Annotated in this window: 26 protein-coding genes; 17 read left to right on the top strand and 9 right to left on the bottom strand. The window is 73.2% G+C overall.

What is annotated here, in order from left to right; translation table 11 throughout:
* The first annotated feature begins 37 nt into the window (after positions 1 to 37).
* Together IE251_RS09695 and IE251_RS09690 are read left to right on the top strand one after the other, a co-directional pair.
* Positions 38 to 1,045, top strand: a complete 1,008-nt coding sequence (locus IE251_RS09695; RefSeq protein ID WP_189752491.1) for a C40 family peptidase — start codon at positions 38 to 40, stop codon at positions 1,043 to 1,045.
* A 27-nt stretch (positions 1,046 to 1,072) separates the two neighbouring features.
* A complete protein-coding gene (locus IE251_RS09690; protein WP_189752490.1) occupies positions 1,073 to 2,257 on the top strand; it encodes a hypothetical protein in 1,185 nt (394 codons plus the stop codon).
* Here the strand turns inward: IE251_RS09690 and IE251_RS09685 are convergent.
* Entirely contained in the window at positions 2,238 to 3,473 is a 1,236-nt protein-coding gene (locus IE251_RS09685) for a glycosyltransferase 87 family protein (protein ID WP_229896672.1), read from the bottom strand. The two genes, IE251_RS09690 and IE251_RS09685, sit on opposite strands and share 20 nt — an antisense overlap.
* Before the next feature lie 128 nt (positions 3,474 to 3,601).
* Here IE251_RS09685 and IE251_RS09680 point away from each other — a divergent pair, with 128 nt between their 5' ends.
* Positions 3,602 to 4,744 (top strand): glycosyltransferase family 4 protein, encoded by a 1,143-nt coding sequence (locus IE251_RS09680; protein ID WP_189752488.1) that lies wholly within the window; start codon positions 3,602 to 3,604, stop codon positions 4,742 to 4,744.
* Positions 4,745 to 4,867: 123 nt separating this feature from the next.
* Here IE251_RS09680 and IE251_RS09675 read toward each other — a convergent pair whose 3' ends face one another.
* Positions 4,868 to 6,664: an AMP-dependent synthetase/ligase gene (locus IE251_RS09675; RefSeq protein WP_189752487.1), complete on the bottom strand. Its 1,797-nt coding sequence runs from the start codon at positions 6,662 to 6,664 to the stop codon at positions 4,868 to 4,870.
* Between the two features lie 295 nt (positions 6,665 to 6,959).
* Here IE251_RS09675 and IE251_RS09670 point away from each other — a divergent pair, with 295 nt between their 5' ends.
* The 6 genes from IE251_RS09670 (at position 6,960) to IE251_RS09645 (ending at position 11,963) form a co-directional block, all read left to right on the top strand.
* Positions 6,960 to 7,757, top strand: a complete 798-nt coding sequence (locus IE251_RS09670; RefSeq protein ID WP_189752486.1) for a metallophosphoesterase family protein — start codon at positions 6,960 to 6,962, stop codon at positions 7,755 to 7,757.
* A 133-nt stretch (positions 7,758 to 7,890) separates the two neighbouring features.
* Positions 7,891 to 8,334, top strand: a complete 444-nt coding sequence (locus IE251_RS09665) for an SRPBCC family protein (RefSeq protein WP_189752485.1) — start codon at positions 7,891 to 7,893, stop codon at positions 8,332 to 8,334.
* Between the two features lie 68 nt (positions 8,335 to 8,402).
* Complete coding sequence (locus tag IE251_RS09660; RefSeq protein ID WP_189752484.1) at positions 8,403 to 9,575, top strand: ArsA family ATPase; 1,173 nt, start codon at positions 8,403 to 8,405, stop codon at positions 9,573 to 9,575.
* Between the two features lie 57 nt (positions 9,576 to 9,632).
* Positions 9,633 to 10,112 carry a DUF5304 family protein gene (locus IE251_RS09655; protein ID WP_189752483.1) on the top strand — a complete coding sequence of 160 codons (480 nt, stop codon included), beginning with the start codon at positions 9,633 to 9,635 and terminating at the stop codon, positions 10,110 to 10,112.
* A gap of 67 nt (positions 10,113 to 10,179) precedes the next feature.
* The gene (locus IE251_RS09650) at positions 10,180 to 11,133 is read left to right on the top strand and encodes an ROK family glucokinase (RefSeq protein ID WP_030605596.1); all 954 of its coding nucleotides are present in this window, start codon (positions 10,180 to 10,182) and stop codon (positions 11,131 to 11,133) included.
* An 83-nt stretch (positions 11,134 to 11,216) separates the two neighbouring features.
* Positions 11,217 to 11,963 carry an endonuclease/exonuclease/phosphatase family protein gene (locus IE251_RS09645; protein WP_189752482.1) on the top strand — a complete coding sequence of 249 codons (747 nt, stop codon included), beginning with the start codon at positions 11,217 to 11,219 and terminating at the stop codon, positions 11,961 to 11,963.
* Between the two features lie 145 nt (positions 11,964 to 12,108).
* On the opposite strand, the gene IE251_RS09640 is transcribed toward IE251_RS09645, so the two are convergent.
* Together IE251_RS09640 and IE251_RS09635 are read right to left on the bottom strand one after the other, a co-directional pair.
* Positions 12,109 to 12,756 (bottom strand): hypothetical protein, encoded by a 648-nt coding sequence (locus IE251_RS09640; RefSeq protein WP_189752481.1) that lies wholly within the window; start codon positions 12,754 to 12,756, stop codon positions 12,109 to 12,111.
* The gene (locus IE251_RS09635; protein ID WP_189752480.1) at positions 12,749 to 13,528 is read right to left on the bottom strand and encodes an alpha/beta hydrolase; all 780 of its coding nucleotides are present in this window, start codon (positions 13,526 to 13,528) and stop codon (positions 12,749 to 12,751) included. Before IE251_RS09635 ends, IE251_RS09640 begins: the two co-directional genes overlap by 8 nt.
* Before the next feature lie 102 nt (positions 13,529 to 13,630).
* Here IE251_RS09635 and IE251_RS09630 point away from each other — a divergent pair, with 102 nt between their 5' ends.
* The 4 genes from IE251_RS09630 to IE251_RS09615 all read left to right on the top strand — a co-directional run bounded on the left by IE251_RS09630 (position 13,631) and on the right by IE251_RS09615 (position 17,459).
* Positions 13,631 to 14,377 carry a lysophospholipid acyltransferase family protein gene (locus tag IE251_RS09630; RefSeq protein WP_189752479.1) on the top strand — a complete coding sequence of 249 codons (747 nt, stop codon included), beginning with the start codon at positions 13,631 to 13,633 and terminating at the stop codon, positions 14,375 to 14,377.
* Positions 14,378 to 14,410: 33 nt separating this feature from the next.
* Complete coding sequence (gene macS, locus IE251_RS09625; RefSeq protein WP_189752478.1) at positions 14,411 to 15,634, top strand: MacS family sensor histidine kinase; 1,224 nt, start codon at positions 14,411 to 14,413, stop codon at positions 15,632 to 15,634.
* Positions 15,634 to 16,311, top strand: a complete 678-nt coding sequence (locus IE251_RS09620) for a response regulator (protein WP_189752477.1) — start codon at positions 15,634 to 15,636, stop codon at positions 16,309 to 16,311. Before macS ends, IE251_RS09620 begins: the two co-directional genes overlap by 1 nt.
* A gap of 119 nt (positions 16,312 to 16,430) precedes the next feature.
* A complete protein-coding gene (locus tag IE251_RS09615) occupies positions 16,431 to 17,459 on the top strand; it encodes a 6-phosphofructokinase (protein ID WP_189752476.1) in 1,029 nt (342 codons plus the stop codon).
* A gap of 586 nt (positions 17,460 to 18,045) precedes the next feature.
* Here IE251_RS09615 and IE251_RS09610 read toward each other — a convergent pair.
* Positions 18,046 to 19,902, bottom strand: a complete 1,857-nt coding sequence (locus IE251_RS09610) for an anthranilate synthase family protein (protein ID WP_189752475.1) — start codon at positions 19,900 to 19,902, stop codon at positions 18,046 to 18,048.
* Positions 19,903 to 19,998: 96 nt separating this feature from the next.
* Positions 19,999 to 20,055, bottom strand: a complete 57-nt coding sequence (locus tag IE251_RS42065; protein ID WP_350967234.1) for a trp operon leader peptide — start codon at positions 20,053 to 20,055, stop codon at positions 19,999 to 20,001.
* A 77-nt stretch (positions 20,056 to 20,132) separates the two neighbouring features.
* Between IE251_RS42065 and IE251_RS40885 the strand changes: the two genes are divergently transcribed.
* From IE251_RS40885 to IE251_RS09590, 3 genes are all read left to right on the top strand, one after another.
* Positions 20,133 to 21,605: a hypothetical protein gene (locus tag IE251_RS40885; RefSeq protein ID WP_229896671.1), complete on the top strand. Its 1,473-nt coding sequence runs from the start codon at positions 20,133 to 20,135 to the stop codon at positions 21,603 to 21,605.
* 119 nt (positions 21,606 to 21,724) lie between these two features.
* The gene (locus IE251_RS09595; RefSeq protein WP_030783351.1) at positions 21,725 to 23,077 is read left to right on the top strand and encodes a class II 3-deoxy-7-phosphoheptulonate synthase; all 1,353 of its coding nucleotides are present in this window, start codon (positions 21,725 to 21,727) and stop codon (positions 23,075 to 23,077) included.
* Positions 23,078 to 23,228: 151 nt separating this feature from the next.
* Positions 23,229 to 23,453, top strand: coding sequence for a (2Fe-2S)-binding protein (locus IE251_RS09590; protein ID WP_189752473.1), 225 nt, complete (start codon positions 23,229 to 23,231; stop codon positions 23,451 to 23,453).
* Here IE251_RS09590 and bfr read toward each other — a convergent pair.
* Positions 23,450 to 23,941, bottom strand: a complete 492-nt coding sequence (gene bfr, locus IE251_RS09585; RefSeq protein ID WP_189752472.1) for a bacterioferritin — start codon at positions 23,939 to 23,941, stop codon at positions 23,450 to 23,452. The two genes, IE251_RS09590 and bfr, sit on opposite strands and share 4 nt — an antisense overlap.
* A 170-nt stretch (positions 23,942 to 24,111) precedes the next feature.
* On the opposite strand from bfr, the gene IE251_RS09580 reads away from it, so the two are divergent.
* Positions 24,112 to 24,744: a sulfite oxidase-like oxidoreductase gene (locus tag IE251_RS09580; protein ID WP_189752471.1), complete on the top strand. Its 633-nt coding sequence runs from the start codon at positions 24,112 to 24,114 to the stop codon at positions 24,742 to 24,744.
* 18 nt (positions 24,745 to 24,762) lie between these two features.
* On the opposite strand, the gene IE251_RS09575 is transcribed toward IE251_RS09580, so the two are convergent.
* Positions 24,763 to 25,323 (bottom strand): DUF4396 domain-containing protein, encoded by a 561-nt coding sequence (locus IE251_RS09575; RefSeq protein ID WP_189752470.1) that lies wholly within the window; start codon positions 25,321 to 25,323, stop codon positions 24,763 to 24,765.
* Between the two features lie 70 nt (positions 25,324 to 25,393).
* Complete coding sequence (locus tag IE251_RS09570; RefSeq protein WP_189752469.1) at positions 25,394 to 26,272, bottom strand: deoxyribonuclease IV; 879 nt, start codon at positions 26,270 to 26,272, stop codon at positions 25,394 to 25,396.
* Positions 26,273 to 26,324: the final 52 nt, after the last annotated feature.

Raw genomic sequence — 26,324 nt, 5'->3', positions numbered from 1 at the left:
GGCAACGGGTCAGACGTCCGCCAGCAGAAGGACTGCCGTGGGGTCCCATCGCCGCCTTGCACCGTCCGGATTCGACCGGGGCGCCGCCGCCCTGTGCGTGCTGTCGGCCGCGGCGGCACTCGGCGCCGTACCGGCACACGCGGCGCCGGACACCGGCGGCCGAGCCGAGCTGGACCGGCTGTACGCGGAGGCCGAGAAGGCCACCCAGGCCTACGACGAGGCCGACGAGCGCGCCGGTGAACTGCGCCGGCGGCTGCGCGTCACCCGGGACCACCTGGCCCGGCAGCAGCAGCGCGTCAACGACCTGCGGGAACAGCTCGGTTCGCTGGCCGGCGCGCAGTACCGGTCCGGCGGCCTCGACCCGGCCGTGGCCCTGTTCTTCTCCGCCGGGCCCGAGGACTACCTGGACAAGGCGGCCCTGCTCGACCGCCTCGGGGCCCGGCAGGCCGGCCGGCTGCGGGAGTTGCGGTCCGCGCTGCGCGAACTCGCCCAGGAGCGCGCGGAGGCCGCCGACGCCCTCGCCGAACTGGAGCGCAGCCGCCGGGCCGTGGCCGCCCACAAGCGGACCGTGGAGCGCAAGCTCGCCCGGGCCCGGCAGCTGATCGACGCCATGTCCGCCGGTGAACGCGCCGCCTTGGCCCGGGCCTCGCGCGGCAGCCGCCCGGACCTGCCCGCCCCGGCCGGTGCCGACGCCCCCGACGGCCGGGCCGCCGCCGCCCTGGCCGCCGCCCGCGCCGCGCTCGGCCGCCCCTATGTGTGGGGCGCCAACGGCCCCGCGGGCTTCGACTGCTCGGGCCTGACACAGTGGGCGTACGCGCACGCCGGCATCCGGCTGCCGCGCACCTCGCAGGAGCAGCGGTTCGCCGGCCGCCGGGTCCCGCTCTCCCAGGCCCGCCCCGGCGACCTGGTCGTCTACCGCTCCGACGCCAGCCATGTGGCGCTGTACGCGGGCCACGGCCAGGTCATCCACGCGCCCTACCCCGGCGCGCCGGTGCGCTACGACCCGGTCGGCATGATGCCGGTCTCCTCGGTCACCCGGCCCTGACCGGGCCGCGCGCCGTACCATCGGGCAGTGGCTGGTCGCGGGCGGGCGTGGAGGATCGGAGCCGTAGGGCTCGTGCTGCTGCTGCCGCTCACCGGGTGCGAGGGGCGGCCGGCGGCCGATCCGGTGCGCACCGAGGTGCAGCGGATGCTGGACCGGCGCTCGGCCGCGCTGCTCGGCCACGACGAGCAGGCGTACGCCGCGACGGGCACCCGCGCCCAGTACACCCGGCTGCGCGCCCTGCCGCTGGCCTCCTTCGCCTACCGGGTCACCGCCGTGCGCCGCACCGCCTCCGGGGCCACCGCCGACGCCGAGCTGAGCTACCGCGTCGCCGGCTACGACAAGGCCCCGGTCGACGCCCGCCGCACCCTCACCCTGGGCCGCACCGCCGACGGCCACTGGTACGTCGCCACCGAGCGGCCCGCCCGGGAGGCCGGGCAGCAGCTGTGGGACCAGGGCCCGGTGAGCGCCGTCCGGGGCGCGCACAGCCTGGTGCTCGGCACCGGCGGCACGGCCGGCCTGAGCGGGTTCGCGCGGCTGGCCGACCGGGCGGTCCCGGCCGTCTCCGGGGTGTGGGGCACCCGCTGGAGCCGCCGGGTGGTCGTCCTCGTCCCCGAGTCGCTGGCGGGCATGGCGGGCCTCCTCGGCGCGCCGGCCGCCGAATACAAGGGCATCGCGGCGGTCACCACGGGCGAGGCGGGCGGCTCGGGGCGGGCGCCCGCGGACCGGGTGGTGGTCAACCCGGAGGCGTACGCGATGCTCGGGGACGCCGGCAAGCAGATCGTCCTCACCCACGAGACGACCCACGTGGCCACCCGGGCGGACACCACCGCCGCCACCCCGCTGTGGCTGTCCGAGGGCTACGCCGACTGGATCGGCTACCTCGACACCGGCCGCACCCCCGCCGAGGCCGCCCCCGAACTGGCCCGCGCGGTCCGGGCGGGCGAGGTGCCCCGGGCGCTGCCCGACGACAAGGACTTCGGCTTCACCAGCGACCCCGTGAAGCTGGCACGGGCCTACGAGAGCGGCTGGCTGGCCTGCCGGATGATCGCCGAACAGTGGGGCGCGGCCCGGCTCGGCGCCTTCTACCGCGCCGTCGGCACCCACGGCGAACGGCCCGGCGCGATCGAGAAGGCCCTGCGCGAGGTCCTGGACACCACCCCACAGGCGTTCACCACCCGCTGGCAGACCTACGTCACGACCCACCTGCGCTGACCACCCTCACCCCACGCCCCGGCGGCGAGGGGGTCGCCGGGTGGGGTGGGAGCGTGGTGTGCCACAGGTGGTGGGCGGCGGTGAGGGCGGCCGCGGCCAGCAGGCCGTTGCGCAGCACCAGCAGCGTGATGCCGTACGCGTCGCTCAGCACCACGTGGGAGAAGCCGAGCGGGAACTCGAGGACCGTCAGGAAGGACGCCGCTGTGATCATCAGCGCGGGCCCTGTCATCCGGCTCGCCCGGTGCGTCAGGCATACGGCGGCCAGGCCGACCAGCCACACCAGGTACTGCGGGCTGATCACCCGGTTGGTCACCGTGAACAGCAGCACGGCCGTCAGGGCCGCGTCGGCGAGGACGGCCGCCGTCGGTTCCCCCGCCCGCAGCCGCCACAGCAGCAGCCAGCCGAGCGCGGCCGCGGTCAGCGCCAGCGCGGCCGTGCTCACCACGTTCACCCACGGGCCCAGGAACTCGATCGAGCCGTAGTTCAGCAGCACCTCGCCGCGCCAGCCGAAGTGCCGGGCCACGTGGAACACCAGGCCGCCCAGCGACTCCACCTCGGTGCCCCGCTCCCGCTGGAAGGTCAGGAACGCGAACGCGCCCGGCATGGACAGGGCGAACAGCAGCCCGACGCCCGCCCCGGTCACCGCCGCCGCCCCCCACGCCCGCCGCCGGGCGGCACCGGCCAGCAGCAGCGCCGGCCACACCTTCACCAGCGCCCCGACCGCGGCCAGCGCCCCCAGCACCCGCGGATGCCGGGCCCCGGCCAGCAGCGCCGCCACGGCCACCGCGGTCACCATCAGGTCGTAGCGGGCGTACACCGTCGGCCCGAGCAGCGGCACGCCCGCCACCCACACCCAGGCCCCGCGCGGGGACCGGCCGGGCCGGCCGCCCGCGTACGCCAGCAGCGCCAGCACCACGGCGTCGGACAGGCACACTAGCGTGAAGAAGGCGTGCGCGTACGACAGGAAGGGCAGGGCGGCGGGGGAGAGGATCGCGAGGGCCGCGGCGGGCGGGTACTGCCAGGTGACGTCGTCCAGCGGAAACGTGCCCTGGCGCAGCACCTCGTACCAGCCGCGGTAGATCACCGACACGTCCGTGGTGACGTCCGGGCCCGGGAAGACGTACACCCGGAACACGAACAGCAGCAGCACCGCGCGGGTCACCGCCCAGGCCGCGAGCAGCCACAGCGGGGACCGTCCGGCGCCCTTGGTCTCCACGCGATCCCCTGCCGTTCGAATCCGCCCGAATCCGCTTCGAGCGACCATGATGTCCTCCGATCCTGTGCGCGGGCCACACACTCGGCCGCGCCCGGCCGGGGACGGCCCATTCGGTAGGGTCGGCGGCGATGCGAAAGACCCTGATCGTCACCAACGACTTCCCGCCCCGGCCGGGCGGCATCCAGGCCTTCCTGCACAACATGGCCCTCCGCCTGGACCCCGGCCGGCTGGTCGTCTACGCCTCCACCTGGAAGCGCGGCCGGGAGGGCGCCGAGGCCACCGCCGCCTTCGACGCCGAGCAGCCCTTCACCGTCGTCCGCGACCGCACCACCATGCTGCTGCCCACCCCCGGGGCCACCCGGCGCGCGGCCGGGCTGCTGCGCGAGCACGGGTGCACCTCGGTGTGGTTCGGCGCGGCCGCCCCGCTCGGGCTCATGGCCCCCGCGCTGCGCAGGGCCGGCGCGGAGCGGCTGGTGGCCACCACCCACGGGCACGAGGCCGGCTGGGCCCAGCTGCCCGCCGCCCGGCAACTGCTGCGCCGGATCGGGGAGTCCACGGACACGCTCACCTACCTCGGCGAGTACACCCGCTCCCGGATCGCCGGCGCCCTGACCCCGCGGGCGGCCTCGCGGATGGTCCAACTGCCGCCGGGGGTCGACGAGAAGACCTTCCACCCCGGCTCCGGCGGCGACGCCGTCCGCGCGCGGCTCGGCCTGACCGACCGGCCGGTCGTCGTCTGCGTCTCCCGGCTGGTGCCGCGCAAGGGCCAGGACACCCTGATCCGGGCCATGCCCCGGATCCTGGCCGCCGAACCGGACACCGTCCTGCTGATCGTCGGCGGCGGCCCCTACGAACGGGACCTGCGCCGCCTCGCCCGGGAGACCGGCGTCGCCGGCTCGGTCCGCTTCACCGGTGCCGTGCCCTGGCCCGAACTGCCCGCGCACTACGGCGCCGGGGACGTGTTCGCCATGCCCTGCCGCACCCGGCGCGGCGGCCTGGACGTGGAGGGCCTCGGCATCGTCTACCTGGAGGCCTCCGCGACCGGCCTGCCCGTCGTCGCGGGCGACTCGGGCGGCGCCCCCGACGCGGTCCTGGACGGCGAGACCGGCTGGGTGGTCAGGGGCGGCGAGCCCGCCGAGGCCGCCGACCGCATCGTGACCCTCCTGGGGGACGCCGGACTGCGCCGGCGGATGGGCGAGCGGGGCCGCCGCTGGGTGGAGGAGAAGTGGCGCTGGGACCTGCTGGCGGAGAACTTGAAGACATTGCTGTAGTGCGGCGCCCCAAAGGGGCGCGGGGCCGCGTCCGGTGTGCGGCTACCGCCGCGTGGGCGCGAGTGACCACCGGACAACCCGCACCCGCCCACGGCGCCCGGGGGGCACCCCTCCAGGCGCACGTCACTTCGCGTAGATCGCCTCGATCTCGTCCGCGTAATCCTTCGCCACCACGTTCCGCTTCAGCTTCAGCGACGGCGTCAGATGCCCCGACTCCTCCGTGAACTGGGCGGACAGCACACGGAACTTGCGCACCGACTCGGCCTTCGACACCGCCGCGTTGCCGTCGTCCACCGCCGCCTGGACCGCCGCGAGCAGATCCGGGTCGTCCTTCAGCGACGCCGCCGTGGAGTTCGCCGGCTTGCCGTGCTCGGCGGCCCAACGGCCCAGGAACTCCTCGTCGATGGTGACCAGCGCGCCCACGAACGGCCGCCCGTCGCCCACCACCATGCACTCCGCGACCAGCGCGTGCGCCCGGATCCGGTCCTCGATCACCGCCGGGGCCACGTTCTTGCCGCCGGCCGTGACGATGATCTCCTTCTTCCGGCCGGTGATGCGCAGATAGCCGTCCTCGTCCAGGGTGCCGATGTCACCGGTGTGGAACCAGCCGTCGGCCAGCGCCTCCGCCGTCGCGCCCGGATTGTTCCAGTACTCCTTGAACAGGTGCTCGCCGTGCAGCAGCACCTCGCCGTCGTCCGCGATCCGCACCACCGAACCGGGCAGCGGCTGCCCGACCGTGCCGATCTTCTGCCGGTCCCACGGGTTGAACGCGGTCGCCGCGCAGGACTCGGTCAGGCCGTACCCCTCCAGCACCGTGAAGCCGATGCCCCGGAAGAAGTGGCCGAGCCGCTCGCCGAGCGGGGCGCCGCCGGAGATGGCGTACTCGCCCCGGCCGCCGAGGACCGCGCGCAGCTTGCCGTAGACCAGCTTGTCGAAGAGTCTGTGCTTCAGCCTCAGGCCGAGCGACGGGCCGGACGGGGTGTCCAGCGCCCTGCTGTAGGCGATCGCGGTGTCCGCCGCCTTGTCGAAGATCTTCCCCTTGCCCTCGGCCTGCGCCTTGGCGCGCGCCGCGTTGTACACCTTCTCGAAGACCCGGGGCACACCGAGGATCAGCGTCGGCCGGAACGCGGCGAGTTCGTCGGTGAGGTTCTTGATGTCCGGGACACAGCCCAGCTTGATCGGCGCCATCATCGGCGCCACCTGCACCAGCCGCCCGAAGACATGGGCGAGGGGCAGGAAGAGCAGCACGGAGCACTCACCGGTGCGGAACAGCGGACGCAGCCGCTCCACCACGTTCCCGCACTCGGCGAAGAAGCTGCGGTGGGTGAGCACACAGCCCTTGGGGCGCCCGGTGGTGCCGCTGGTGTACACGATGGTCGCCGGGTCGTCGGCCCGGGCGAGCGAACTGCGCTCCTCCACCGTCTCGTCCGACACGCCGTGGCCCAGCCGGCCCAGCTCGGCCACGGCCCCGGACTCGATCTGCCAGACGTGCTTCAGCGCGGGCAGCGACTCGCGCACCGACTCCACGGCCGCCGCGTGATGGTCCAGCTCCACCACACAGGCGGTCGCGCCCGAGTCGGACAGGATCCAGCGCACCTGCTCCGGCGAACTGGTCTCGTACACCGGCACGGTGACGGCGCCCGCGCTCCAGATCGCGAAGTCCAGCAGCGTCCACTCGTAGCGCGTCCGGGACATCAGGCCCACCCGGTCGCCCGGCTGCACCCCGGCGGCGATCAGACCCTTGGCCGCGGTGCGCACCTCGGCCAGGAACTCCCGGGCGGTCACGTCCTGCCAGACACCCTCCGCCTTGCGGGCGATGACGGCGACATCGGGATGCTGCGCGGCGTTTCTGCGGACGATATCGGTCAGATTTCCGTCCGCAGGGACCTCGTACAAAGCCGGAAGGCTGAACTCGCGCAAGACTGCTGCTCCTCATAGGGCGCCGGCGCCACGACGTTGTGCGATGCGACGGTGCGGTCCAAGGCTCGGGCAGGTGCTCGGGTCTTCGGTGGCTGAAATCCGAGCACGACTGGACTGCCCGGACGTTACCCGCCGGTATGGCGTCTACGACAGGGGGTCCCGGTGAGATGTTCGGTGCGTCACACACGCGGGCTCTCCTCCGCGCACAGTAGTCCACGGCCCAACCGACCGGCGAGTAACCGCAGGCCGGACCGGCACTGTTCACCTACACCCCACACGCCTACTCTTGATCACCATGGCATCCACACGCACCGGCAACCGGCGGACCCGGGTCCATGTGGTCAGCGATGTGCACGGCAACGCCCGCGACCTGGCCCGGGCCGGCGACGGTGCCGACGCCCTGATCTGCCTGGGCGACCTCGTCCTCTTCCTCGACTACGCCGACCACTCGCGCGGGATCTTCCCCGACCTGTTCGGCAAGGAGAACGCGGACCGCATCGTCGAGCTGCGCACCGCCCGCCGGTTCGCCGAGGCCCGCGAGTTCGGCGCCCGGCTGTGGGGCGGCATCGGCACCGACCGGGCCGCCGCCATCGAGAAGGCGGTGCGCCGGCAGTACGAAGAGCTGTTCGCCGCGTTCCCCACCCCGACGTACGCCACCTACGGCAATGTCGACATGCCGCAGCTCTGGCCGGAGTACGCCCGGCCCGGCACCACGGTCCTCGACGGGCAGCGGGTGGAGATCGGCGGGTGGACCTTCGGCTTCGTCGGCGGCGGCCTGCGCACCCCGATGCGCACGCCCTACGAGATCGACGACGAGGAGTACGCCGCGAAGATCGAGGCCGTCGGCGAGGTCGACGTGCTGTGCACCCACATCCCGCCCGAGGTGCCCGAACTCGTCTACGACACCGTGGCCCGCCGCTTCGAGAGGGGCAGCCGGGCCCTGCTGGACGCCATCCGCCGCACCCGGCCGCGATACGCCCTTTTCGGCCATGTGCACCAGCCGCTCGCGCGCCGGATGCGGATCGGCGCCACCGAGTGCGTGAACGTCGGCCACTTCGCGGGCACCGGCACCCCGTGGGCGCTGGAGTGGTGAGGCACCGCGGGTACCGCGGGCGGGGTGAAGGCGGCAGGTCGGCGGCGCGGTAGCCTTCACGCTGCACACACGTGCGCGGCCCGGCGCACACACGACCTCTCCCACACGGCGCGCATCCGGAGGAGCCACGGCGATGGCGGAACACACCAGTTCGAGCATCACGATCGAGGCGGCCCCCGCCGACGTCATGGCGGTGATCGCCGACTTCGCGCGCTACCCGGACTGGACCGGCGAGGTGAAGGAGGCCGAGGTCCTCTCCGCCGACGAGCAGGGCCGCGCCGAGCGGGTCCGCCTCGTCATGGACGCCGGCGCCATCAAGGACGACCAGACCCTCGCCTACACCTGGCACGGCGACCACGAGGTCTCCTGGACCCTGGTCAAGTCCCAGATGCTGCGCTCCCTGGACGGCTCCTACCTGCTGAAGCCGGCCGGCCAGGGCGCCACCGAGGTCACCTACCAGCTCACCGTCGACGTCAAGATCCCCATGCTGGGCATGATCAAGCGCAAGGCGGAGAAGGTCGTCATCGACCGGGCGCTGGCGGGCCTGAAGGGGCGGGTCGAGTCCCTGGGGAAGTAACTCCCCGACGCCCCCGGGGCAGGTCCTCCCCGGCTCTCCCCCCGCCCGCGACGGTACGGTTCAGCCTCATGCGCACCCTCCTGATCATGGGCCCGGGCGGCAGCGGCCGTACGACCGTCGCCGCGGCCACCGCGCTCGCCTCCGCCCGTGCGGGCCACCGCACCCTCCTGCTGAGCGCCGACCGCACCGACACCCCGGGCGCCGCCCTGGGCACCCCGACAGGACCGGCCCCCACCGAGGCCGCGCCGCACCTGACCGTCTGGCGCCCGGACGCCACCGAAGGCTTCCGCCGGGACCTCACCGCCTTCCAGACCCGCGCCGAGAACGTCCTCGACCTGCTCGGCGCCGCCCGCCTGGACGCCGAGGAGGTCACCCCGCTGCCCGGCGCCGAGGAACTGTCCTTCCTGCGCGCCCTGCGCGACGCGGCCCTCTCCGAGCGCTACGACCTGCTCGTCGTGGACCTCCCGCCGCTCCCGCGGGCCCTCGCCCTGCTCGGCCTGCCCGAGGAGCTGCGCCGCTATCTGCGCCGCCTGCTGCCGCCCGAGCGGCAGGCCGCCCGCGCCCTGCGCCCGGTCCTCGGCCGGCTGGCCGGCGTCCCCATGCCCGCCGAGTGGCTGTACGAGACGGCGGCCCGCTGGGACGTCGAACTGGCCGCCGTCGAGGCCGTCCTCACCGACCGGGCGACCGCCGTACGCCTGGTCGCCGAGCCCGGCCCGGCCGGCGCCGACGCCCTGCGCACCGCCACCCTCGGCCTCGCCCTGCGCGGCCTCGCCACCGAGGCCCTGATCGCCAACCGCACCCTGCCCGAGACCGCCTGCGACCCCTGGCTGTCCGGACTGACCGCCCAGCAGCGCAAGACGCTCGGCGAGTGGCGGGAGGCGTACGACGTCCACCCCGTCCCGCACCTCGGCCGCGACCCGCAGGGCGGCGACGACCTCACCGCGCTCGCCGTGCCCGCCGGCGGTCCGGCGCCCGCCCCGGTCGAGTGGCCCGTCACCGACCGGATCGCCGAGGACGGCGTGCTGGTCTGGCACCTCCCGCTGCCCGGGGCGATACGGGACGAACTGGACCTCGTCCGGCGCGGCGACGAACTCGTGATCACCACGGGCCCCTTCCGCCGGATCGTTCCGCTGCCCTCCGCGCTGCGCCGCTGCACCGTCGCCGGCGCCGGACTGCGCGACGGCGAACTGCGCATCCGGTTCGCCCCGGACCCGGCCCTGTGGCCCGCCGGCGGACGGTGAACCGGGCACGCCCGTTCGGGTAACGTCGTAAAGGCGAACCGTAGTCAGGAGTCCGCCATGAGCGAAGAGCGCCCCGCACACGAGCCGCCGCCGGAGCGGGCGACCGACGCCGACGCCTGGGCCACGGCCTGCGCCGAGGACCTCGCCGCCGAGCGGGCCCGCCGCCGCGCCGAGCACCAGCCGCCGCCGGGCTCGGCCGCCGAGGAGCTGAAGAAGCTGGTGGACGCGGTCGCCGACAAGCTGTCCGACCTGCGCTCGCCCCTGCTCGGCGGCCTCGCCGGACCGGCCGCCCAGCAGATGGTGCGCCAGGTCGTCCAGCAGGCCAAGGCCGCCGTGGAACCCGTCATAGAGCGCAACCCGGACGTCTTCGACCATCTCGCCGCGGCCGGGGGCGAACTGCTCGCCGCCTACCGCTCCGCGGTCCAGGGCCAGGAGCGGCGCTGGACCGAGCGCACCTCCGACCCGGCGAGCGACCGGCCGGACCGGGGCGAGGGGGGCGCGGGCGCGGGTCCGGGGGAGCGCATCGACCTGGACTGACGCTCTGCCGGGGCGGGGCCTCGGGTACGGTTGGCCGTAGCGGGGCTCGACCGAAACTGAGGGATTCATGGGACTCACCATCGGCGTCGACATCGGCGGCACGAAGATCGCGGCCGGCGTGGTCGACGAGGAAGGCAACATCCTCTCGACCTTCAAGGTGCCGACCCCCACCACGCCCGAGGCCATCGTGGACGCCATCGCCTCGGCGGTGGAGGGTGCGCGGGCCGGGCACGAGATCGTCGGCGTGGGCATCGGCGCGGCCGGTTACGTCAACCGCCAGCGTTCCACGGTGTACTTCGCGCCCAACATCGACTGGCGCAACGAGCCGCTCAAGGAGAAGGTCGAGGCCCGCACGGGCCTCCCGGTCGTGGTCGAGAACGACGCCAACGCCGCCGCCTGGGGCGAGTACAGGTTCGGCGCGGGCAAGGGCCACCGCAACGTCATCTGCATCACGCTCGGCACCGGCCTCGGCGGCGGCATCATCATCGGCAACAAGCTGCGCCGCGGGCACTTCGGCGTGGCGGCAGAATTCGGCCACATCCGGATGGTCCCGGACGGCCTGCTGTGCGGCTGCGGCTCGCAGGGCTGCTGGGAGCAGTACGCCTCCGGCCGCGCCCTGGTCCGCTACGCCAAGCAGCGCGCCAACGCCACCCCCGAGCGCGCCGAGGTCCTCCTCGCGCTCGGCGACGGCACCCCGGACGGCATCGAGGGCAAGCACATCTCCATGGCCGCCCGTCAGGGCGACCCGGTGGCCGTCGACTCCTACCGCGAGCTGGCCCGCTGGGCCGGCGCCGGCCTCGCCGACCTGGCCTCCCTCTTCGACCCGTCCGCGTTCATCGTCGGCGGCGGCCTCTCCGACGAGGGGGACCTGGTCCTCGACCCGATCCGCAAGTCGTACAAGCGCTGGCTGGTGGGCGGCAACTGGCGCCCGGTGGCCGACGTGATCGCCGCCCAGCTCGGCAACAAGGCGGGCATGGTCGGCGCCGCGGACCTGGCCCGGGAGCCCGACCCGGTCATGTAGCACCCGCGGGGCGCGGGGAACGGGGCGACCGGGTGGTCGCCCTTCACCTCGCGCCCCGATCCGCGGGGCGTACATTGATCCACATGGCGTTGCTCCCCGACTCCGCGACAGAGCCCGACGGTTCGGCCACGGTCCGCGTCCTGAGCTACAACATCCGCTCGATGCGCGACGACACCGCGGCCCTCGCCCGAGTGATCACCGCCTGCGCCCCCGACCTGGTCCTGCTCCAGGAGTCCCCCCGCTTCTTCCGCTGGCGCAAGAAGCTGGCGCGGCTCGCGGCGGCCTCCGGCCAGGTCATCCTCACCGGGGGCGGCACGGCGGCGGGCCCGGCGATCCTGTGCGGCCTGCGCGCCACCGTGGAGCGCACCGAGGACGTCCTGCTGCCCCTCACCCCGGGCCTGCACCGGCGCGGCTTCGCCACGGCGGTGGTCCGCTTCGGCGGCGCCCGCCTCGGCGTGCTCAGCTGCCACCTGTCCCTCCAGCAGGAGGAGCGCTACGACCAGGGCGGGATGCTCCTCGACCGGCTCGCCGGACTCGGGGTGGAGCACGCGGTCGCGGGCGGCGACCTCAACGAACGCCCCGACGGCCCGGTCTTCCGCCGCCTGGCCGCCGGTCTGACGGACTGCCGTACGGCCGCGCCCTGGGGCGGCGAGTTCACCTCCACCCCCGCCGACCCGCACCAGCGCATCGACGCGATCTTCGCGACCAAGGGCATCGAGGTGCTGGGCTGCGGGGTGCCCCTGGACCAGCCGGGCGTGCGCGAGGCGGACCTGCGGGCGGCCTCGGACCACCTTCCGGTGCTGGCCGCCCTCCGCGTCCCGGCCTCTTAGAGCCTCCGGGCCCGGCCTCGTACGGTCTCCGGGCCCGGCGCCGTACGGTCCCGGGTCCCGGCCTCGCAGGGCCTCCGGGTCCCGGCCCCCGTACGGTCTCCGGATCGTCCCGGCGTCGCGGGGCCCGGGCCCCGGACCGGCCGCCTCAGACGACCGCCCCGCGCCCGGGGCCGTCGTCCTCCTCGTCGTCGGTCCGCATCCGGGCCACCAGCGTCACGAAGCCGCCGAGGAAGCCGCCGATCCCGAGGGTCGCCAGCCACCAGGTCATGTCCCAGCGCAGCAGCACCGCCAGCAGCAGCAGGAGGGGCCCGCCGACCACACCGAGCCAGGCGAACCGGGCGGTGGTGTCCGCGGTCGGCAGCGGCGGCGGCTCCGGCGGTACGAAGTGGCCCTCGTCCTCCTCGTCCAGGTCGTCGTCGGAGGGCTCGGCCAGGGTGAAGTCGCGCGGGCCGACGCCGGGCGCGAAGGACACCGAGCCGCCCAGCGGCCGCGGGGGCGGCTCCTCGCCCCCGGCGTCCTTGCCGGCGTCCGGCGCGGCGTTCTTCTCCATCAGGGCCAGGTCCTCCACGGCCTTGAACGGCCGGGCGCCCGGCGGGTCCGGCGGCTCCTCGCCGTACCCGGCCACGATGGCCCGCCAGGCGGCGTCCTCGTCGAAGGGCACCTCCTGCCGGTGCGGCTCGAGGGCCCGGGGGCCGTCATGGGCCTCCCGGCCGTCGCGTTCGTCCCGGCCCCCGGAATCCTCCCGGCCCTCGCGGCCTTCACGGCCCTCGCGGTCGGAGTCGTGCTCAGCCAACTGAGGCCGTCCCTTCCTTGCCGACACCGGTTGCGAGCCGGCCGATGAAAGCGAGGCTCTCCTCGAAGATCCGGTCCGCGTCCACGTCCAACGTCGCCACGTGGTAGCTGTGTTCCAGCACGATCTCCGTGACGTCCCGGGACGACACCCGGCTCAGCACCCGCGCGGAGTCGGCCGCCGGGACGACATGGTCCTCGGCGCTGCGCAGCAGCAGCAACGGCTGGGTGACCTGGGGCAGCTCGCCGTCCACCCGGCGCAGGAACCGCCTGAGCGAGTGCGCCGCGTGCAGCGGCACCCGGTCGTAGCCCAGCTCCGCCGCGCCCGGCCTGGCGATGTCGCTGGCGATGCCCTTCGTCGAGCGGACCAGGTGCCGGGCCACCGGCAGGGCGTACGCCGACAGGCCGTGCACCTTGTTCGCCGGGTTGACCACCACCGCGCCCGCCACCCGGCCGCCGTGCCGGGCCGCGAGCCGCAGGGCCAGCGCCCCGCCCATCGACAGGCCCGCCACGAACACCCGGGAGCAGCGGTCGGTGAGCGCGCGCAGTTCGCGGTCCACCTCCGCGTACCAGTCCTGCCAGGTGGTGAGCTGCATGTCCGTCCAGCGGGTGCCGTGACCGGGCAGCAGCGGCAGGGACACGGTCAGCCCGTGGGCCGCGTGGTGCTCCGCCCAGGGGCGCAGCGACTGGGGTGAGCCGGTGAAGCCATGGCAGAGGAGGACACCCACCTCGCCGCCCTCGTGGCGGTACGGCTCGGCTCCGGGGAGAACTGGCATGTGCTTCACCGTACGCGACCGCACGGACACCGACCAGGGTCGTCGGGCTCATTGCCGGTCCTTGGGGTTAAGGTCTTGCCGACGGAAACGGGAGGCACACGGGTGTTGTACGGCACGATGAAGGTAGCCATCGGCGGGCCGCTGAAGGTCGCCTTCAGGCCCTGGGTGGAGGGCCTGGAGAACATCCCGGCCAGCGGCCCGGCCATCCTGGCCAGCAACCATCTGTCCTTCTCGGACTCCTTCTTCCTGCCGGCCGTGCTGGACCGCAAGGTCACGTTCATCGCCAAGGCCGAGTACTTCACCACCCCGGGCGTCAAGGGCCGGCTCACCGCGGCCTTCTTCAAGGGCGTCGGCCAGCTCCCGGTGGACCGCTCCGGGGCGCGCGGCGCCGGTGAGGCGGCCGTCCGCAGCGGCATCGAGGTGCTGGAGCGCGGCGAACTGTTCGGCATCTACCCGGAGGGCACCCGCTCGCCCGACGGCCGGCTGTACCGGGGCAAGCCCGGCGGCCTGGCCCGGGTGGCGCTCGCCACCGGCGCGCCCGTCATCCCGGTCGCCATGATCGACACGGAGAAGATCCAGCCGCCCGGCCAGGTCGTGCCGAAGCTGATGCGGCCCGGCATCCGGATCGGCAAGCCCCTGGACTTCAGCCGCTACCAGGGCATGGAGCACGACCGGTTCGTCCTGCGCGCGCTGACCGACGAGGTCATGTACGAGATCATGAAGCTGTCCGGCCAGGAGTACGTCGACATGTACGCCACCGCCGCCAAACGGCAGATAGCCGAGGCAGCCAAGGCGGCGAAGGCGGCGAAGGACGCGGAGAAGGCGGGGAAGAAGCAGGCCGGGCAGTAGCCGGGGGATCGGGGGAACCGGGGGAGGCGGGGGATGCCCAAGCGCGAACGCGTCATGCGGATGTCGGTCGAGCTGCCGCTGTGGCGTGCGCTCGCCGGCTACCGCGTCCTGACCATGCTGTACGCCATCGGCCTGTGCGCCACCGCGTACGACCAGTTCACCCGGCCCTGGGTCGCCGTCGCCTACTACGCCGTCCTGGTCGGGTGGACCCTGGCCACCCTGCCCAAGGTGTCCGGCGCGGCGAGCTGCACCCCGCGCTTCCTGGCCGCCGACCTGGCCGTCGCCCTCGCCGGCATCCTGCTCACCCCCATCGCCGACAGCCACCAGCGGATCGCGGGCGGCGGCCCCACCCTGCCGTCGATCTGGACCGCCGGCGCGGTGCTGGCCTTCGCCGTCAAGGGCGGCTGGCGCTGGGCGGCCATCGCCTCCACGGCCGTGGCCGCCGTCAACCTGGTCGAGCGCGGCCACCCCGCCCGGGACACCGTGCACAACGTGATCCTGGTCTGGGTGGCCTCCATCGCCATCGGCTACGTGGTGGAGGTGGCCCGCGCCTCCGAGCGCACCCTCGCCCGCGCGCTGGAGATCGAGGCCGCGACCCGGGAACGGGAGCGGCTGGCCCGGGACATCCACGACAGCGTGCTCCAGGTGCTGGCGATGGTGAAGCGCCGGGGCGCGGCCCTGGGCGGCGAGGCGGCCGAGCTGGGCCGGCTGGCCGGGGAGCAGGAGGTGGCCCTGCGCACGCTGGTCTCGGGCGGTCTGGTCCCGGTCTCCCGGGTCTCGGAGGACCTGGCCGAGGGCGCCGTCGTCCGCGCGGTGGAGGAACCGGACGACGACGGTCCGCTCGATCTGCGCGCCCTGCTCGCGCCGTACGCCGGCGCCCGGGTCAGCCTGGCCGAGCCCGGCGCCCCGGTGCCGCTGCCGCCGGACGCGGCCCGTGAGGTGGCCGCCGCGGTCGGGGCCGCCCTGGACAACGTACGGGCGCACGCCGGGGACGGGGCCCGGGCCTGGATCCTGGTGGAGGACGAGCCGGACGAGATCGTCGTCACCGTCCGGGACGACGGCCCCGGCATCCCCGAGGGCCGGCTCGCGCAGGCCGAGGGCGAGGGCCGGCTCGGGGTGGCCCTGTCGATCCGGGGCAGACTGCGCGACCTCGGCGGCAGCGCCGGGATCCTCTCCGTGCCCGGGCAGGGCACGGAGGTCGAACTGAAGGTACCCAAGGGCGCCGTGCGGGCGCGGGGGAAGAAGGCGGAACGGTGATGACTGAGCGGCAGGACCCGATCAAGGTCATGGTGGTCGACGACCACCCCATGTGGCGGGACGCGGTCGCCCGGGACCTGGCCGAGTCCGGGTTCGACGTGGTCGCCACCGCCGGCGACGGCGAGCAGGCGGTCCGCCGCGCCAAGGCCGCCGCCCCCGACGTCCTGGTGCTGGACCTGAACCTGCCGGCCAAGCCCGGCGTCCAGGTGTGCAAGGAACTGGTCGGCCACAACCCGGCGTTGCGGGTCCTGGTGCTGTCGGCGAGCGGCGAGCACGCGGACGTGCTGGAGGCCGTGAAGTCCGGCGCGACCGGCTATCTGCTGAAGTCGGCCTCCACCGAGGAACTGCTGGACGCGGTGCGCCGCACCGCCGTCGGCGACCCGGTGTTCACCCCGGGCCTGGCCGGGCTGGTCCTCGGCGAGTACCGGCGGCTGGCCGCCGAGCCCGCGCCCGCCGCGGACGCCGACGAGCCGGGCGCCCCCCGGCTGACCGACCGGGAGACGGAGGTGCTGCGGCTGGTGGCCAAGGGGCTGAGCTACAAGCAGATCGCCGAACGCCTCGTCATCTCCCACCGCACCGTGCAGAACCACGTCCAGAACACCCTGGGCAAGCTCCAGCTGCACAACCGTGTGGAGCTGGTCCGGTACGCCATAGAGCGCGGACTCGACGAGGAGTAGGAGCGCGCGGGGCGCATCCGCCGTACGCCCCGGAATCACCCTTCTCGCCTATCCCGGTGTGACCTGAATCACCATTAGCGTGACCAAGCGTCAGGTAACCGCGGCGAAGGGACATTTCCATGCGGGTCGGAGTACTGACCGGAGGCGGCGACTGCCCCGGGCTCAACGCCGTCATCCGGGGCGTCGTCCGCAAGGGCGCGCAGGAGTACGGCTATGACTTCGTCGGCTTCCGGGACGGCTGGCGCGGTCCCCTGGAGAACGACACCGTCCGTCTCGACATCCCCGCCGTGCGTGGCATCCTGCCCCGTGGCGGCACCATCCTCGGCTCCTCCCGGACCAATCCGCTCAAGGTGCCCGACGGCATCCGCCGGATCAAGGACAACCTCGCCAAACAGGAGATCCAGGCGCTCATCGCGATCGGCGGCGAGGACACCCTGGGGGTCGCGGCACGGCTGTCCGACGAGTACGGCATGCCCTGCGTCGGCGTGCCGAAGACCATCGACAACGACCTGTCCGCCACCGACTACACCTTCGGCTTCGACACCGCCGTCAACATCGCCACCGAGGCCATCGACCGGCTGCACACCACCGCCGAGTCCCACATGCGGGTGCTGGTGGTGGAGGTGATGGGCCGGCACGCCGGCTGGATCGCCCTGCACTCCGGACTGGCCGGCGGCGCCAACGTCATCCTCATCCCCGAGCAGCGCTTCGACGTCGGCCAGGTCTGCGAGTGGGTGACCTCCCGGTTCCGGGCCTCCTACGCGCCGATCGTGGTCGTCGCCGAGGGCGCCATGCCGAAGGACGGCGAGATGGTGCTCAAGGACGACTCGCGGGACTCCTTCGGGCACGTCCGGCTGTCCGGGGTGGGCGAGTGGCTGGCCAAGGAGATCGAGAAGCGCACCGGCAAGGAGGCGCGCACCACGGTCCTCGGGCACGTCCAGCGCGGCGGCACCCCCAGCGCCTTCGACCGCTGGCTCGCCACCCGCTTCGGCCTGCACGCCATCGACTGCGTGCACGAGGGGGACTTCGGCCGGATGGTCGCCCTGCGCGGCACCGACATCGTCCGCGTCCCCCTCACCGAGGCCACGGCCCGCCTGAAGACCGTGGACCCGAAGCTCTACCAGGAGGCCGACGTCTTCTTCGGCTGACCCCCACGGCCCGCCCCGCCGACTCGACCACCGACCGCCCCACCCCGGCCGGGTCCTGACCGCCCCCGGACGGCCTGACAGCCCTGGGTGACCTGGCTGCGGCCGGGCCGTCCCCGGACAACCCGCCCCGCCTGCCGGCGTGACCGCCCGGTGCCCCGGCTGATGGTCAGCGGGCGTCCCGGCCGCCGGCCGGCCGTCCGCGGGTGGTCCGGTCGTCGGCCGACCGCCCCGGGAACCGCCCGGCGGCCGGCCTGACCGGCCCGGGCGCTCTGACAGCGGTCGGACCGTCCGCGGGTGGCTCAGCCCGTCCCGCCCGCCTGCCGGCCGACCGCCGGACTGACAGCCCCTGGCGACCCGGCCACCAGGGCGGGTTGCTCCGGCCGTCCTGGTCGTTGGCCGGGTTGCTCCGGGTGACCTGGCCGTCCGCCTGATCGGGCCGCTCCGGCTGTCCCGGCTGTCGGCCGGTCGCCCGGGCCGCCGTTCGGACCGTCTTCCGGCGCCCCGGCCGCCGGCGGGCCGGCCCCGGTGCCCGGCCGACCGCCCCCGGAGTTCCGGCCGCCGGCCGCCGGGCGGTCGTTCCGCGCGGTTACACGGTCGTGCGGTGCAGGCCGGTCACCAGTTCGCGCACGATCGTCGCACCGTTCAGTGTCAGTACCGACTCCGGGTGGAACTGGACACCGGCGAAGCCGGGGCCGCGCAGGGCGTGTACCTCGGCGTCGGCCGAGCGGCTCACCTCCACGCCGTGCGCGGCCAGCTCCCGGGCCGTCGGCTCGTCGCAGCGCGCGACGAAGCTGTTGTAGAAGCCGACGGTCTCGCTCCGCCCGAACAGGTCGATCACGGTCTGCGCCCCCTGGTACGGCACCCGCTTGCGCACGATGTCCAGGCCCAGCCCGGCCGCGATCAGCTCGTGCCCGAGGCAGACGCCGAGCACCCCGTGCCGGTGCGTCCCGACCACCTCGGCGGCCAGCTCCCGCAGGATCCGCATCTTGGGGTCGGCGAGGTCGCGGGGGTCCCCGGGGCCGGGCCCGAGGACGACCGGACCCTCGTGGCCGAGCACCGCCGCGCGCAGCCCGGGCTCGTCGTAGCGCCGGACGGTCACCTCGAGCCCGCCCGAGCGCAGGACGTGCGCCAGCATCGTGGTGAAGGTGTCCTCGCCGTCGACCACCAGGGCGTGGCCCGCGAGACCGGCGGACCGCTCCTGCATCCGCAGCCAGAACGGCGCGAGCCCGGCCCGCCGGCCGTCCAGCGCCGCCCGCACCCGGGGGTCGTCGGCCAGCCGGGGCCGCTCCCGCTCCGCCCGCGGCCGGGCGGGCCGCACGCCGAGGGCGGCCAGCACGCCCGCCGCCTTGGCATGGGTCTCGGCGACCTCGCCGGCCGGGTCGGAGCCGCGCACCAGCGTCGCCCCGACCGGCACCCGCAGCCGGCCGTCCCCGCCGATGTCGGCGGTGCGGATCAGGATGGGCGAGTCGAGGGTCTGCGCGCCCCCGGCGTCCCGCCCGAGCAGGGCCAGCGCCCCGGCGTAGTACCCGCGCCCCGTGCTCTCGTACCGCTTGATGACCCGGCAGGCGTTCTGCACCGGCGACCCGGTCACGGTCGCCGCGAACATGGTCTCCCGCAGCACCTCCCGCGCGTCCAGCGAGGACTTCCCGCGCAGCTCGTACTCGGTGTGCGCGAGGTGTGCCATCTCCTTCAGCCGGGGGCCGACGACGACCCCGCCCATGTCGCCGACGGTGCACATCATCTTCAGTTCCTCGTCGACGACCATCGACAGCTCCTCGGTCTCCTTGGCGTCGGAGAGGAACGTCAGCAGGTCCTCCGGGGTGGGCCCGCCGGCCGGATAGCGGTACGTGCCGCTGATCGGGTTCATGACGACCGTGCCGCCGTTCATCCGGACGTGCACCTCGGGGCTCGCGCCCACCAGCGTCCGGTCCCCGGTGTGCACCACGAACGTCCAGTACGCGCCCCGCTCGGCCACCAGCAGCCGCCGGAACAGCGCGAGCGCGTCCGCGCGGCCGAAGCCGGGGATCCGGCCCTCGTACGTGCGCCGGATCACGAAGTTCGCGCCCTCGCCCCGGCCGATCTCCTCGCGCAGCACCCGGCCGACGATCTCGCCGTACTCCTCGTCGTCCACGTCGAAGCCGCCGTCCTCGACCCGCACCGCGTGCGCGGGCAGCCGGTCCAGCGCTTCGGTGAGCGGGAGCTCATACGACTCCTCGGGGGTGAGCACCAGCAGCGGGGTGCCGTCGTCGCGGACGTCGAAGCCGCGCTCGCCCAGCTGCCGGAACGGCACCAGGGCGAGCCCCTCGTCGGGCAGGGCGGCCAGCTTCTCCCGCCGGGTCACCGGGCCGATCAGCACCTCGACCAGCTGCTCGTCGCGGCCCGGGGTGCGGCGGCGGAGCAGGGCGAAGGGGCGGTCGTCGTGGGCGAGCCGTGCCAGGTCCATGGGTTCCTCATTCCGTCGGGTGTCGGTGAGGAACGGCCCCGGAAACGCCGAAGGCCGCCCCTCGGAGCGGCCTTCGCGAAGTCGTCGTACGCGCGATCAGTGGGCCGCCAAAGAAGCGGTCCACCACCAGTTCTGGATCGACGGCGCGAACATGCGGGGAACCCTACCGCACCGCGCTACGATCTTGGCTTCATTTGTCATGTTCCACTCCTACCGCACGGAAGGTGTGCATGGGACTCAGATCCAGGCTGCTGGCCTCGCTGGCGGCCACGGCGGCGCTCCTGACGACCGGCCTCACGGCCCAGCCCGCCTCGGCGGTGGACGCGCCGACGATGACGAAGCTCTCGCTCGGCGCCGACCAGTTCAAGCTGACCGACACCAGCACCGTCTCCGCCGCGAACAACCTCTACAACAACGTCCTCACCGACCACGCCACGCTCACCGACGTCGTCACCACGGACTACACGAAGAACTCCGCGGGCGCGACCGACCCCTGGCTGAACCTGCGCTCGATGCGCGCCTGCACCGGCGACGAGACCAAGGCACTGCCGCCCGTCACCACCAAGACGGCCTGGTGCTGGTCGCACGCGCACACCGACGACACCACCCCGCACTGGTGGCCGCAGGGACTGAGCAGCACCGGCACCGCCGACGGCGGGGACGGCGCGATCCAGGGCCGCCGCGTCACGGCCGTCTCCTGGCACTACGAGGTCCTCTCCGGGGAGAAGTCGGAGAACTGCACGACGCAGAACATGCTGAAGCTGACCTTCCTGGACCGGGACACCGCCAAGTACCGTCACGTCTTCCTCGCCGAGCCCACCGGCTCGGGCACGAACTTCAAGCTGGTGACCGGCCACGGCGGCGGCATCGTCTGGTACGGCAACTACATCTATGTGACGGACACCGTGAACGGCATCCGGGTCTTCGACATCGACCGCATGGCGAAGGTCGACCGCTACGGCTCCGACGTGCACACCTACGGCGTCGACAGCGGCGGCCGCTCCAGCGCCTGCGGCTACCCGTACGTCGTGCCGCAGGTGCACTACTACAAGCAGGCCGGCGTGCCCTCCTCCTGCCAGGGCGGCGTCATCGACCCCCAGTACCTGTGCTTCTCGTGGCTCTCGCTGGACAAGACCGGGGACGGCCCGTACAAGCTCGTCACCGGTGAGTGGTACGGCGGCACCGAGGGCGGACGCGTGGTGCGCTACCAGCTGAACCCGTCCGGGTCGGCCTCCTATCCGGGGCTGCTCAACATGTCCGGCGGCAGGACCGTGGTCCAGGACGCCTACAAGGCCGGCGCCTACCGGGGCCTGCAAGGCGGCATGACCTGGACCGACGGCCAGGGCGTGCTGAACTTCGCCTTCCACAAGGGGTGCGGCACCAAGAGCGGTGTGTTCTCGCACACCTGGCTGGGCGACACCGGCCCCACGACGAGCTGCGCGGCCGGCGGCAACTGGGCGGTGGGCCCGCCGCAGGCCCTGAGCTACTGGCCCCGGCTCGGCACCACGCAGGTGGAGGAGCTGTGGGGGCAGACCGAGGGCATCTGCGCGGGCAGCGCCCTGCGGGCCGCGCACGAGACGGACTTCCCGGTCATCACCGAGAAGGACAACGCGTGCACGGGCTACCAGGGCGTGGACAACCTCTCCCTGCGCGCCGTCTTCGCCGTCGGCTTCGACGACCCGGCGGTGCAGGACCGGCGCTGACGGCCGGGTGTGACGGCCCCGGCCGGTCCGCCGCGCGCCTCTCGCGCGGTGGACCGGCCGCGTCTCACCCTTCGAGCCGGGGCGAAAATCCCTTGGCGCGACCCCGTAATGTTTACGGGGTGACCGTGAACGCTAAGACCAGCCAGAGCGCTGGCAACACCTGGCGAGACCTGCCCGCGGCGCAGCAGCCCGAGTACCCCGACCCCGAGGCTCTGCGCGCAGTGATCGCGGACCTCGAGTCGTATCCGCCGCTCGTCTTCGCGGGCGAGTGTGACCAGCTGCGCGCCCGGATGGCGGCCGTCGCCAAGGGAGAGGCGTTCCTCCTCCAGGGCGGCGACTGCGCGGAGGCCTTCGACGGCGTCTCCGCCGACCAGATCCGCAACAAGCTGAAGACGCTGCTCCAGATGGGCGCCGTCCTGACCTACGCGGCCTCCGTGCCCGTGGTGAAGGTCGGCCGCATCGCGGGGCAGTACTCCAAGCCGCGCTCCAAGCCGACCGAGACCCGCGACGGCGTGACGCTGCCGGTGTACCGGGGCGACTCCGTCAACGGCTTCGACTTCACCGAGGCCAGCCGCATCCCGGACCCGGAGCGGCTGAAGCGCATGTACCACGCGTCGGCGTCCACGCTGAACCTGGTGCGCGCCTTCACCACCGGCGGCTACGCCGACCTGCGCCAGGTGCACGCCTGGAACCAGGACTTCGTGCGCACCTCGCCGTCCGGCCAGCGCTACGAGCAGCTCGCGCGCGAGATCGACAACGCGCTGAACTTCATGCACGCCTGCGGGGCGGACCCGGAGGAGTTCAAGACCGTCGAGTTCTACTCCTCGCACGAGGCGCTGCTGCTGGACTACGAGTCCGCCCTCACCCGGGTCGACTCGCGCACCGGGCAGCTGTACGACGTCTCCGCGCACATGGTGTGGATCGGTGAGCGCACCCGGCAGCTGGACCACGCGCACATCGAGTTCGCCTCGCGGATCCGCAACCCGATCGGCATCAAGCTCGGCCCGACCACCACGGCCGAGGAGGCGCTGCAGTACATCGAGCGCCTCGACCCCGAGCGGGAGCCTGGCCGGCTGACCTTCATCGTCCGGATGGGCGCCGACAAGATCCGCGACAAGCTCCCCGACCTGGTCGAGAAGGTCACGGCGTCCGGGGCGACGGTGGCCTGGGTGACCGACCCGATGCACGGCAACACCTTCGAGGCGGCCTCCGGGCACAAGACCCGCCGCTTCGACGACGTGCTCGACGAGGTCAAGGGCTTCTTCGAGGTCCACAAGGCGCTCGGCACCCACCCGGGCGGCATCCACGTGGAGCTGACCGGCGACGACGTCACCGAGTGCGTGGGCGGCGGCGACGAGATCTTCGTGGACGACCTGCACCAGCGCTACGAGACGGCCTGCGACCCCCGGCTGAACCGCAGCCAGTCGCTGGACCTGGCGTTCCTCGTGGCCGAGATGTACCGGGACCAGTGACCGGCGGCCGATGAGCCACCCTGGGGCGCGGATCACACCGGATCCGCGCCCCGGTCGCTTTTCCGGGTGCCACGGCGTGGGTAAGGTTAGGTTTGCCTCACCGGAACGGGGAGTGCATCGAACAGCGAACCCCTCGGGGAGGTGAACCCGCGTGTACGTCTGCAGTTGCTTCGGCATCACCGAGGACCAGGTGAAGCAGCACGCGGAGAACGGCGCCTGCACCCCGCGCCAGATCGCCTCCGCCTGCAAGGCCGGCACCGACTGCGGTGGCTGCGTGCGGCGCATCCAGGCCCTGCTCGGCCGTGGCGCCTGCCCGCGCCGGGAACTGATCGACCAGCGGGCCCCGGCCCTGGCACGGCTGGACGACGCGGCCTAGCCGGAGGAGTCCGGCTGGCTCTGCTCGACCACGGTCGACAGGTAGAGCGCCTCGCCCAGCTTGTCCACCAGCTCCAGCTGGGTGTCCAGGTAGTCGATGTGGTGTTCCTCGTCGGCCAGGATCGCCTCGAAGACGTTGGCCGACGTGATGTCGTCCTTCTCCCGCATCAGCTGCACACCCCGGCGCAGCCGGTCGATGGCCTCGACCTCGATCTGCCGGTCCGCCTGGAACATCTCGGTCACCGTCTGCCCGACCCGCACATGGAACAGCCGCTGGTAGTTGGGCAGGCCGTCCAGGAGCAGGATGCGGTCGGTGAGGATCTCGGCGTGCCGCATCTCGTCGAAGGACTCCGCCCGGGTGTACCGGGCGAGCTTGGTCCATCCCTTGTGGTCCTGGAGCTTGGCGTGCAGGAAGTACTGGTTGATCGCGGTCAGCTCGGCGGTCAGCTGTTCGTTCAGCAGTTCGATGACCTCGGGGTCGCCTTGCATGGCTATGGACTCCTTCCAGGTGGACCGGCCGCTAGCGCCGCATGATTGCACCGGCGGGGAAGATCGTCCAGTAAGTGCGTACTTAGTAAGTACGCACTGAGTTGTAGGCAATTGTCCTATTCGGGGGTGGGTGGTCAGGGGCACTGCCCGGGGTCTGTCAGGATGGATACATGGGGCATCCGGTGGAGCGCGAGTCTGGGACGGCGGCAGGGTCCGAGCTTCCGCCGGGCCAGCGGCTCCAGCGGGGCTGGCCGGTCACGCACTACGGACCCGTGCCGAAGTTCCGGCCCGAACGCTGGGAGTTCCGGGTCTTCGGCGCCACCGCCGACGGCGGCAAGCACACCTGGACCCACGAGGAGTTCACGGCCCTGCCGTACACCACGGTGGTGGCCGATCTGCACTGCGTGACGAAGTACAGCATGCTCGGCGCGGAGTGGGGCGGCGTCCCCGCGAGCGCCGTCCTGGACCTCGCGCCGCCGGCGCCGGACGTCACCCATGTGATGGTCTGGGCGGAGTACGGCTTCAGTTCGAACCTGCGCCTGTCGGACTTCTGCTCCGAGCGCACCATCTTCGCCACCCACAAGGACGGTGAGCTGCTCACCGCCGAGCACGGCTTCCCGGTCCGCCTGATCGTGCCCCACCTGTACGCCTGGAAGGGCCCGAAGTGGGTCCGGGGCGTGGAGTACATGACCGCCGACCGCCGCGGCTTCTGGGAGGAGCGCGGCTACCACAACATCGGCGACCCCTGGAAGGAACAGCGCTACTCCTACCAGGAGGAGCCCGGGGACGGCCCCGAGCTCTGACTCCCGCGTCCTTCGGGCTCAGTGGTGGTACTGGTGCACCACCGCGTGGCCCTTGCCCCGGCCGATCGTCCACTTGTTGACCGGGGTGGTCACCAGGAAGGCGATCACCAGCGAGACGGCGAGCGAGACCCAGAACAGCGCGTCGCTCAGCATGGCGTCCATCGCCGACGGCCAGATCAGGATCACGCCGTTGTCGATCAGCTCCATCACCGCGATGGACAGGGTGTCCGCCGCCAGCGCCACCCGGAAGGCCGTACGGAAGTCGACGCCGGCCCGCAGTACCCCGCGCAGGGTGAGCGAGTAGCCGAAGAAGAAGGCCAGCACGATCGCGAGCACCATGGTCGGCAGGTTGCCCCAGCCGAGCGCCGTACCGATGATCATGCCCAGCACCTCGCCGATGGCGCAGCCGGTCAGGCAGTGCAGGGTGGCCTGTGCGGCCATGGTCCAGGAGGCGCCGGGGGAGTGGTGGTGCCCCTGATGCCCCTGATGGCCCTGATGCGTCTCGTGCTCGTGGTGCCCGTGGTCCGGGTGCTGGTGGCCGTGGTGGTGTCCGTGTTCCGTGTGCGCTTCGTGCTGCATGACTGCCCCCATGTCAGGTAGTGGTTCCCGCGCCCAGCAGGAACCATATACCCCCTAGGGGTATTCCCAGTCAGTTGTCGCGAAGTTTCTTCAGCCGCTCCACGTCCGCCGCGTGCCCCTCCTTGCCGCCGGGCGTCTCGATCACCAGCGGCACGCCCTCGGTCGCGGGGTGGGTCATGAGGGCCCGGAAGGGGTCCTCGCCGATGTGGCCGGCGCCGATGTTCGCGTGCCGGTCCTTGTGCGCGCCCACCACGTCCTTGGAGTCGTTGGCGTGGATCAGCTTCAGCCGGCCCGCGCCGACGGTCTCCACCAGCAGGTCCAGCGTCCGGTGCATGCCGCTCGGCCCGGTCAGGTCGTGCCCGGCGGCGAAGACATGGCAGGTGTCCAGGCACACGCCCAGCTTCGGGTGGGCGTCCAGCGCCTCGAAGTACGGCCCGAGGTCCCAGGTGCGCGAGCACAACGAGGCGCCCTGCCCGGCCGTCGACTCCAGCAGCAGGAACGGGTCGTCGTCATGGGTCAGCTCGTCCAGCAGCGGCAGCATGTGCTCGCGCACCTGCTTCAGCGCCACCTCCCGGGCCCGGCCGCCGGTCGCGCTCCCGGTGTGCACCACCACACCGAGCGCGCCGATCTCCCGCCCGCGCCGCAGCGAGTGCCGCAGCGACTCCACCGACCGCTCCACGGTCGCCCCGGTGTGCGAGCCGAAGTTGATCAGGTACGGGGCGTGCACATAGGCCGGGATCGACTCCTCGGCGCAGGCCGCGCGGAACGCCTCGTCCTGCCGGGGGTTCCCGGCGGGCGTGGCCCAGCCGCGCGGGTTGGCGACGAAGACCTGCACGGTCTCCGCCTTCAGATCACGGGCGTAGGACAGCCCGACGGAGTGCAGACCGCCGGCCACCGGGACATGGCTGCCGACGGGGTTGCGGGGGAGGGAGGACTGAACGGGACTCACCCGTTCAGGGTGTCATGTCCGCCCCCGCACCCGGACCGGGCCCGGCGGTGAG

Origin of the sequence: Streptomyces eurythermus (genome assembly GCF_014649115.1) — a bacterium.
Classification (GTDB): Bacteria; Actinomycetota; Actinomycetes; order Streptomycetales; family Streptomycetaceae; genus Streptomyces; species Streptomyces eurythermus.
This window is presented reverse-complemented; position numbering and strand designations above follow the sequence as displayed.

Excerpts from the sequence above, each read along its gene's own strand:
- IE251_RS09680 (WP_189752488.1), top strand. The coding sequence starts at position 3,602 with ATGCGAAAGACCCTGATCGTCACCAACGACTTCCCGCCCCGGCCGGGC.
- IE251_RS09670 (WP_189752486.1), top strand. The coding sequence starts at position 6,960 with ATGGCATCCACACGCACCGGCAACCGGCGGACCCGGGTCCATGTGGTC.
- IE251_RS09665 (WP_189752485.1), top strand. The coding sequence starts at position 7,891 with ATGGCGGAACACACCAGTTCGAGCATCACGATCGAGGCGGCCCCCGCC.
- IE251_RS09660 (WP_189752484.1), top strand. The coding sequence starts at position 8,403 with ATGCGCACCCTCCTGATCATGGGCCCGGGCGGCAGCGGCCGTACGACC.
- IE251_RS09655 (WP_189752483.1), top strand. The coding sequence starts at position 9,633 with ATGAGCGAAGAGCGCCCCGCACACGAGCCGCCGCCGGAGCGGGCGACC.
- IE251_RS09650 (WP_030605596.1), top strand. The coding sequence starts at position 10,180 with ATGGGACTCACCATCGGCGTCGACATCGGCGGCACGAAGATCGCGGCC.
- IE251_RS09645 (WP_189752482.1), top strand. The coding sequence starts at position 11,217 with ATGGCGTTGCTCCCCGACTCCGCGACAGAGCCCGACGGTTCGGCCACG.
- IE251_RS09635 (WP_189752480.1), bottom strand. The coding sequence starts at position 13,528 with ATGCCAGTTCTCCCCGGAGCCGAGCCGTACCGCCACGAGGGCGGCGAG.
- macS (WP_189752478.1), top strand. The coding sequence starts at position 14,411 with ATGCCCAAGCGCGAACGCGTCATGCGGATGTCGGTCGAGCTGCCGCTG.
- IE251_RS09620 (WP_189752477.1), top strand. The coding sequence starts at position 15,634 with ATGACTGAGCGGCAGGACCCGATCAAGGTCATGGTGGTCGACGACCAC.
- IE251_RS09615 (WP_189752476.1), top strand. The coding sequence starts at position 16,431 with ATGCGGGTCGGAGTACTGACCGGAGGCGGCGACTGCCCCGGGCTCAAC.
- IE251_RS09610 (WP_189752475.1), bottom strand. The coding sequence starts at position 19,902 with ATGGACCTGGCACGGCTCGCCCACGACGACCGCCCCTTCGCCCTGCTC.
- IE251_RS40885 (WP_229896671.1), top strand. The coding sequence starts at position 20,133 with ATGGGACTCAGATCCAGGCTGCTGGCCTCGCTGGCGGCCACGGCGGCG.
- bfr (WP_189752472.1), bottom strand. The coding sequence starts at position 23,941 with ATGCAAGGCGACCCCGAGGTCATCGAACTGCTGAACGAACAGCTGACC.
- IE251_RS09580 (WP_189752471.1), top strand. The coding sequence starts at position 24,112 with ATGGGGCATCCGGTGGAGCGCGAGTCTGGGACGGCGGCAGGGTCCGAG.
- IE251_RS09575 (WP_189752470.1), bottom strand. The coding sequence starts at position 25,323 with ATGCAGCACGAAGCGCACACGGAACACGGACACCACCACGGCCACCAG.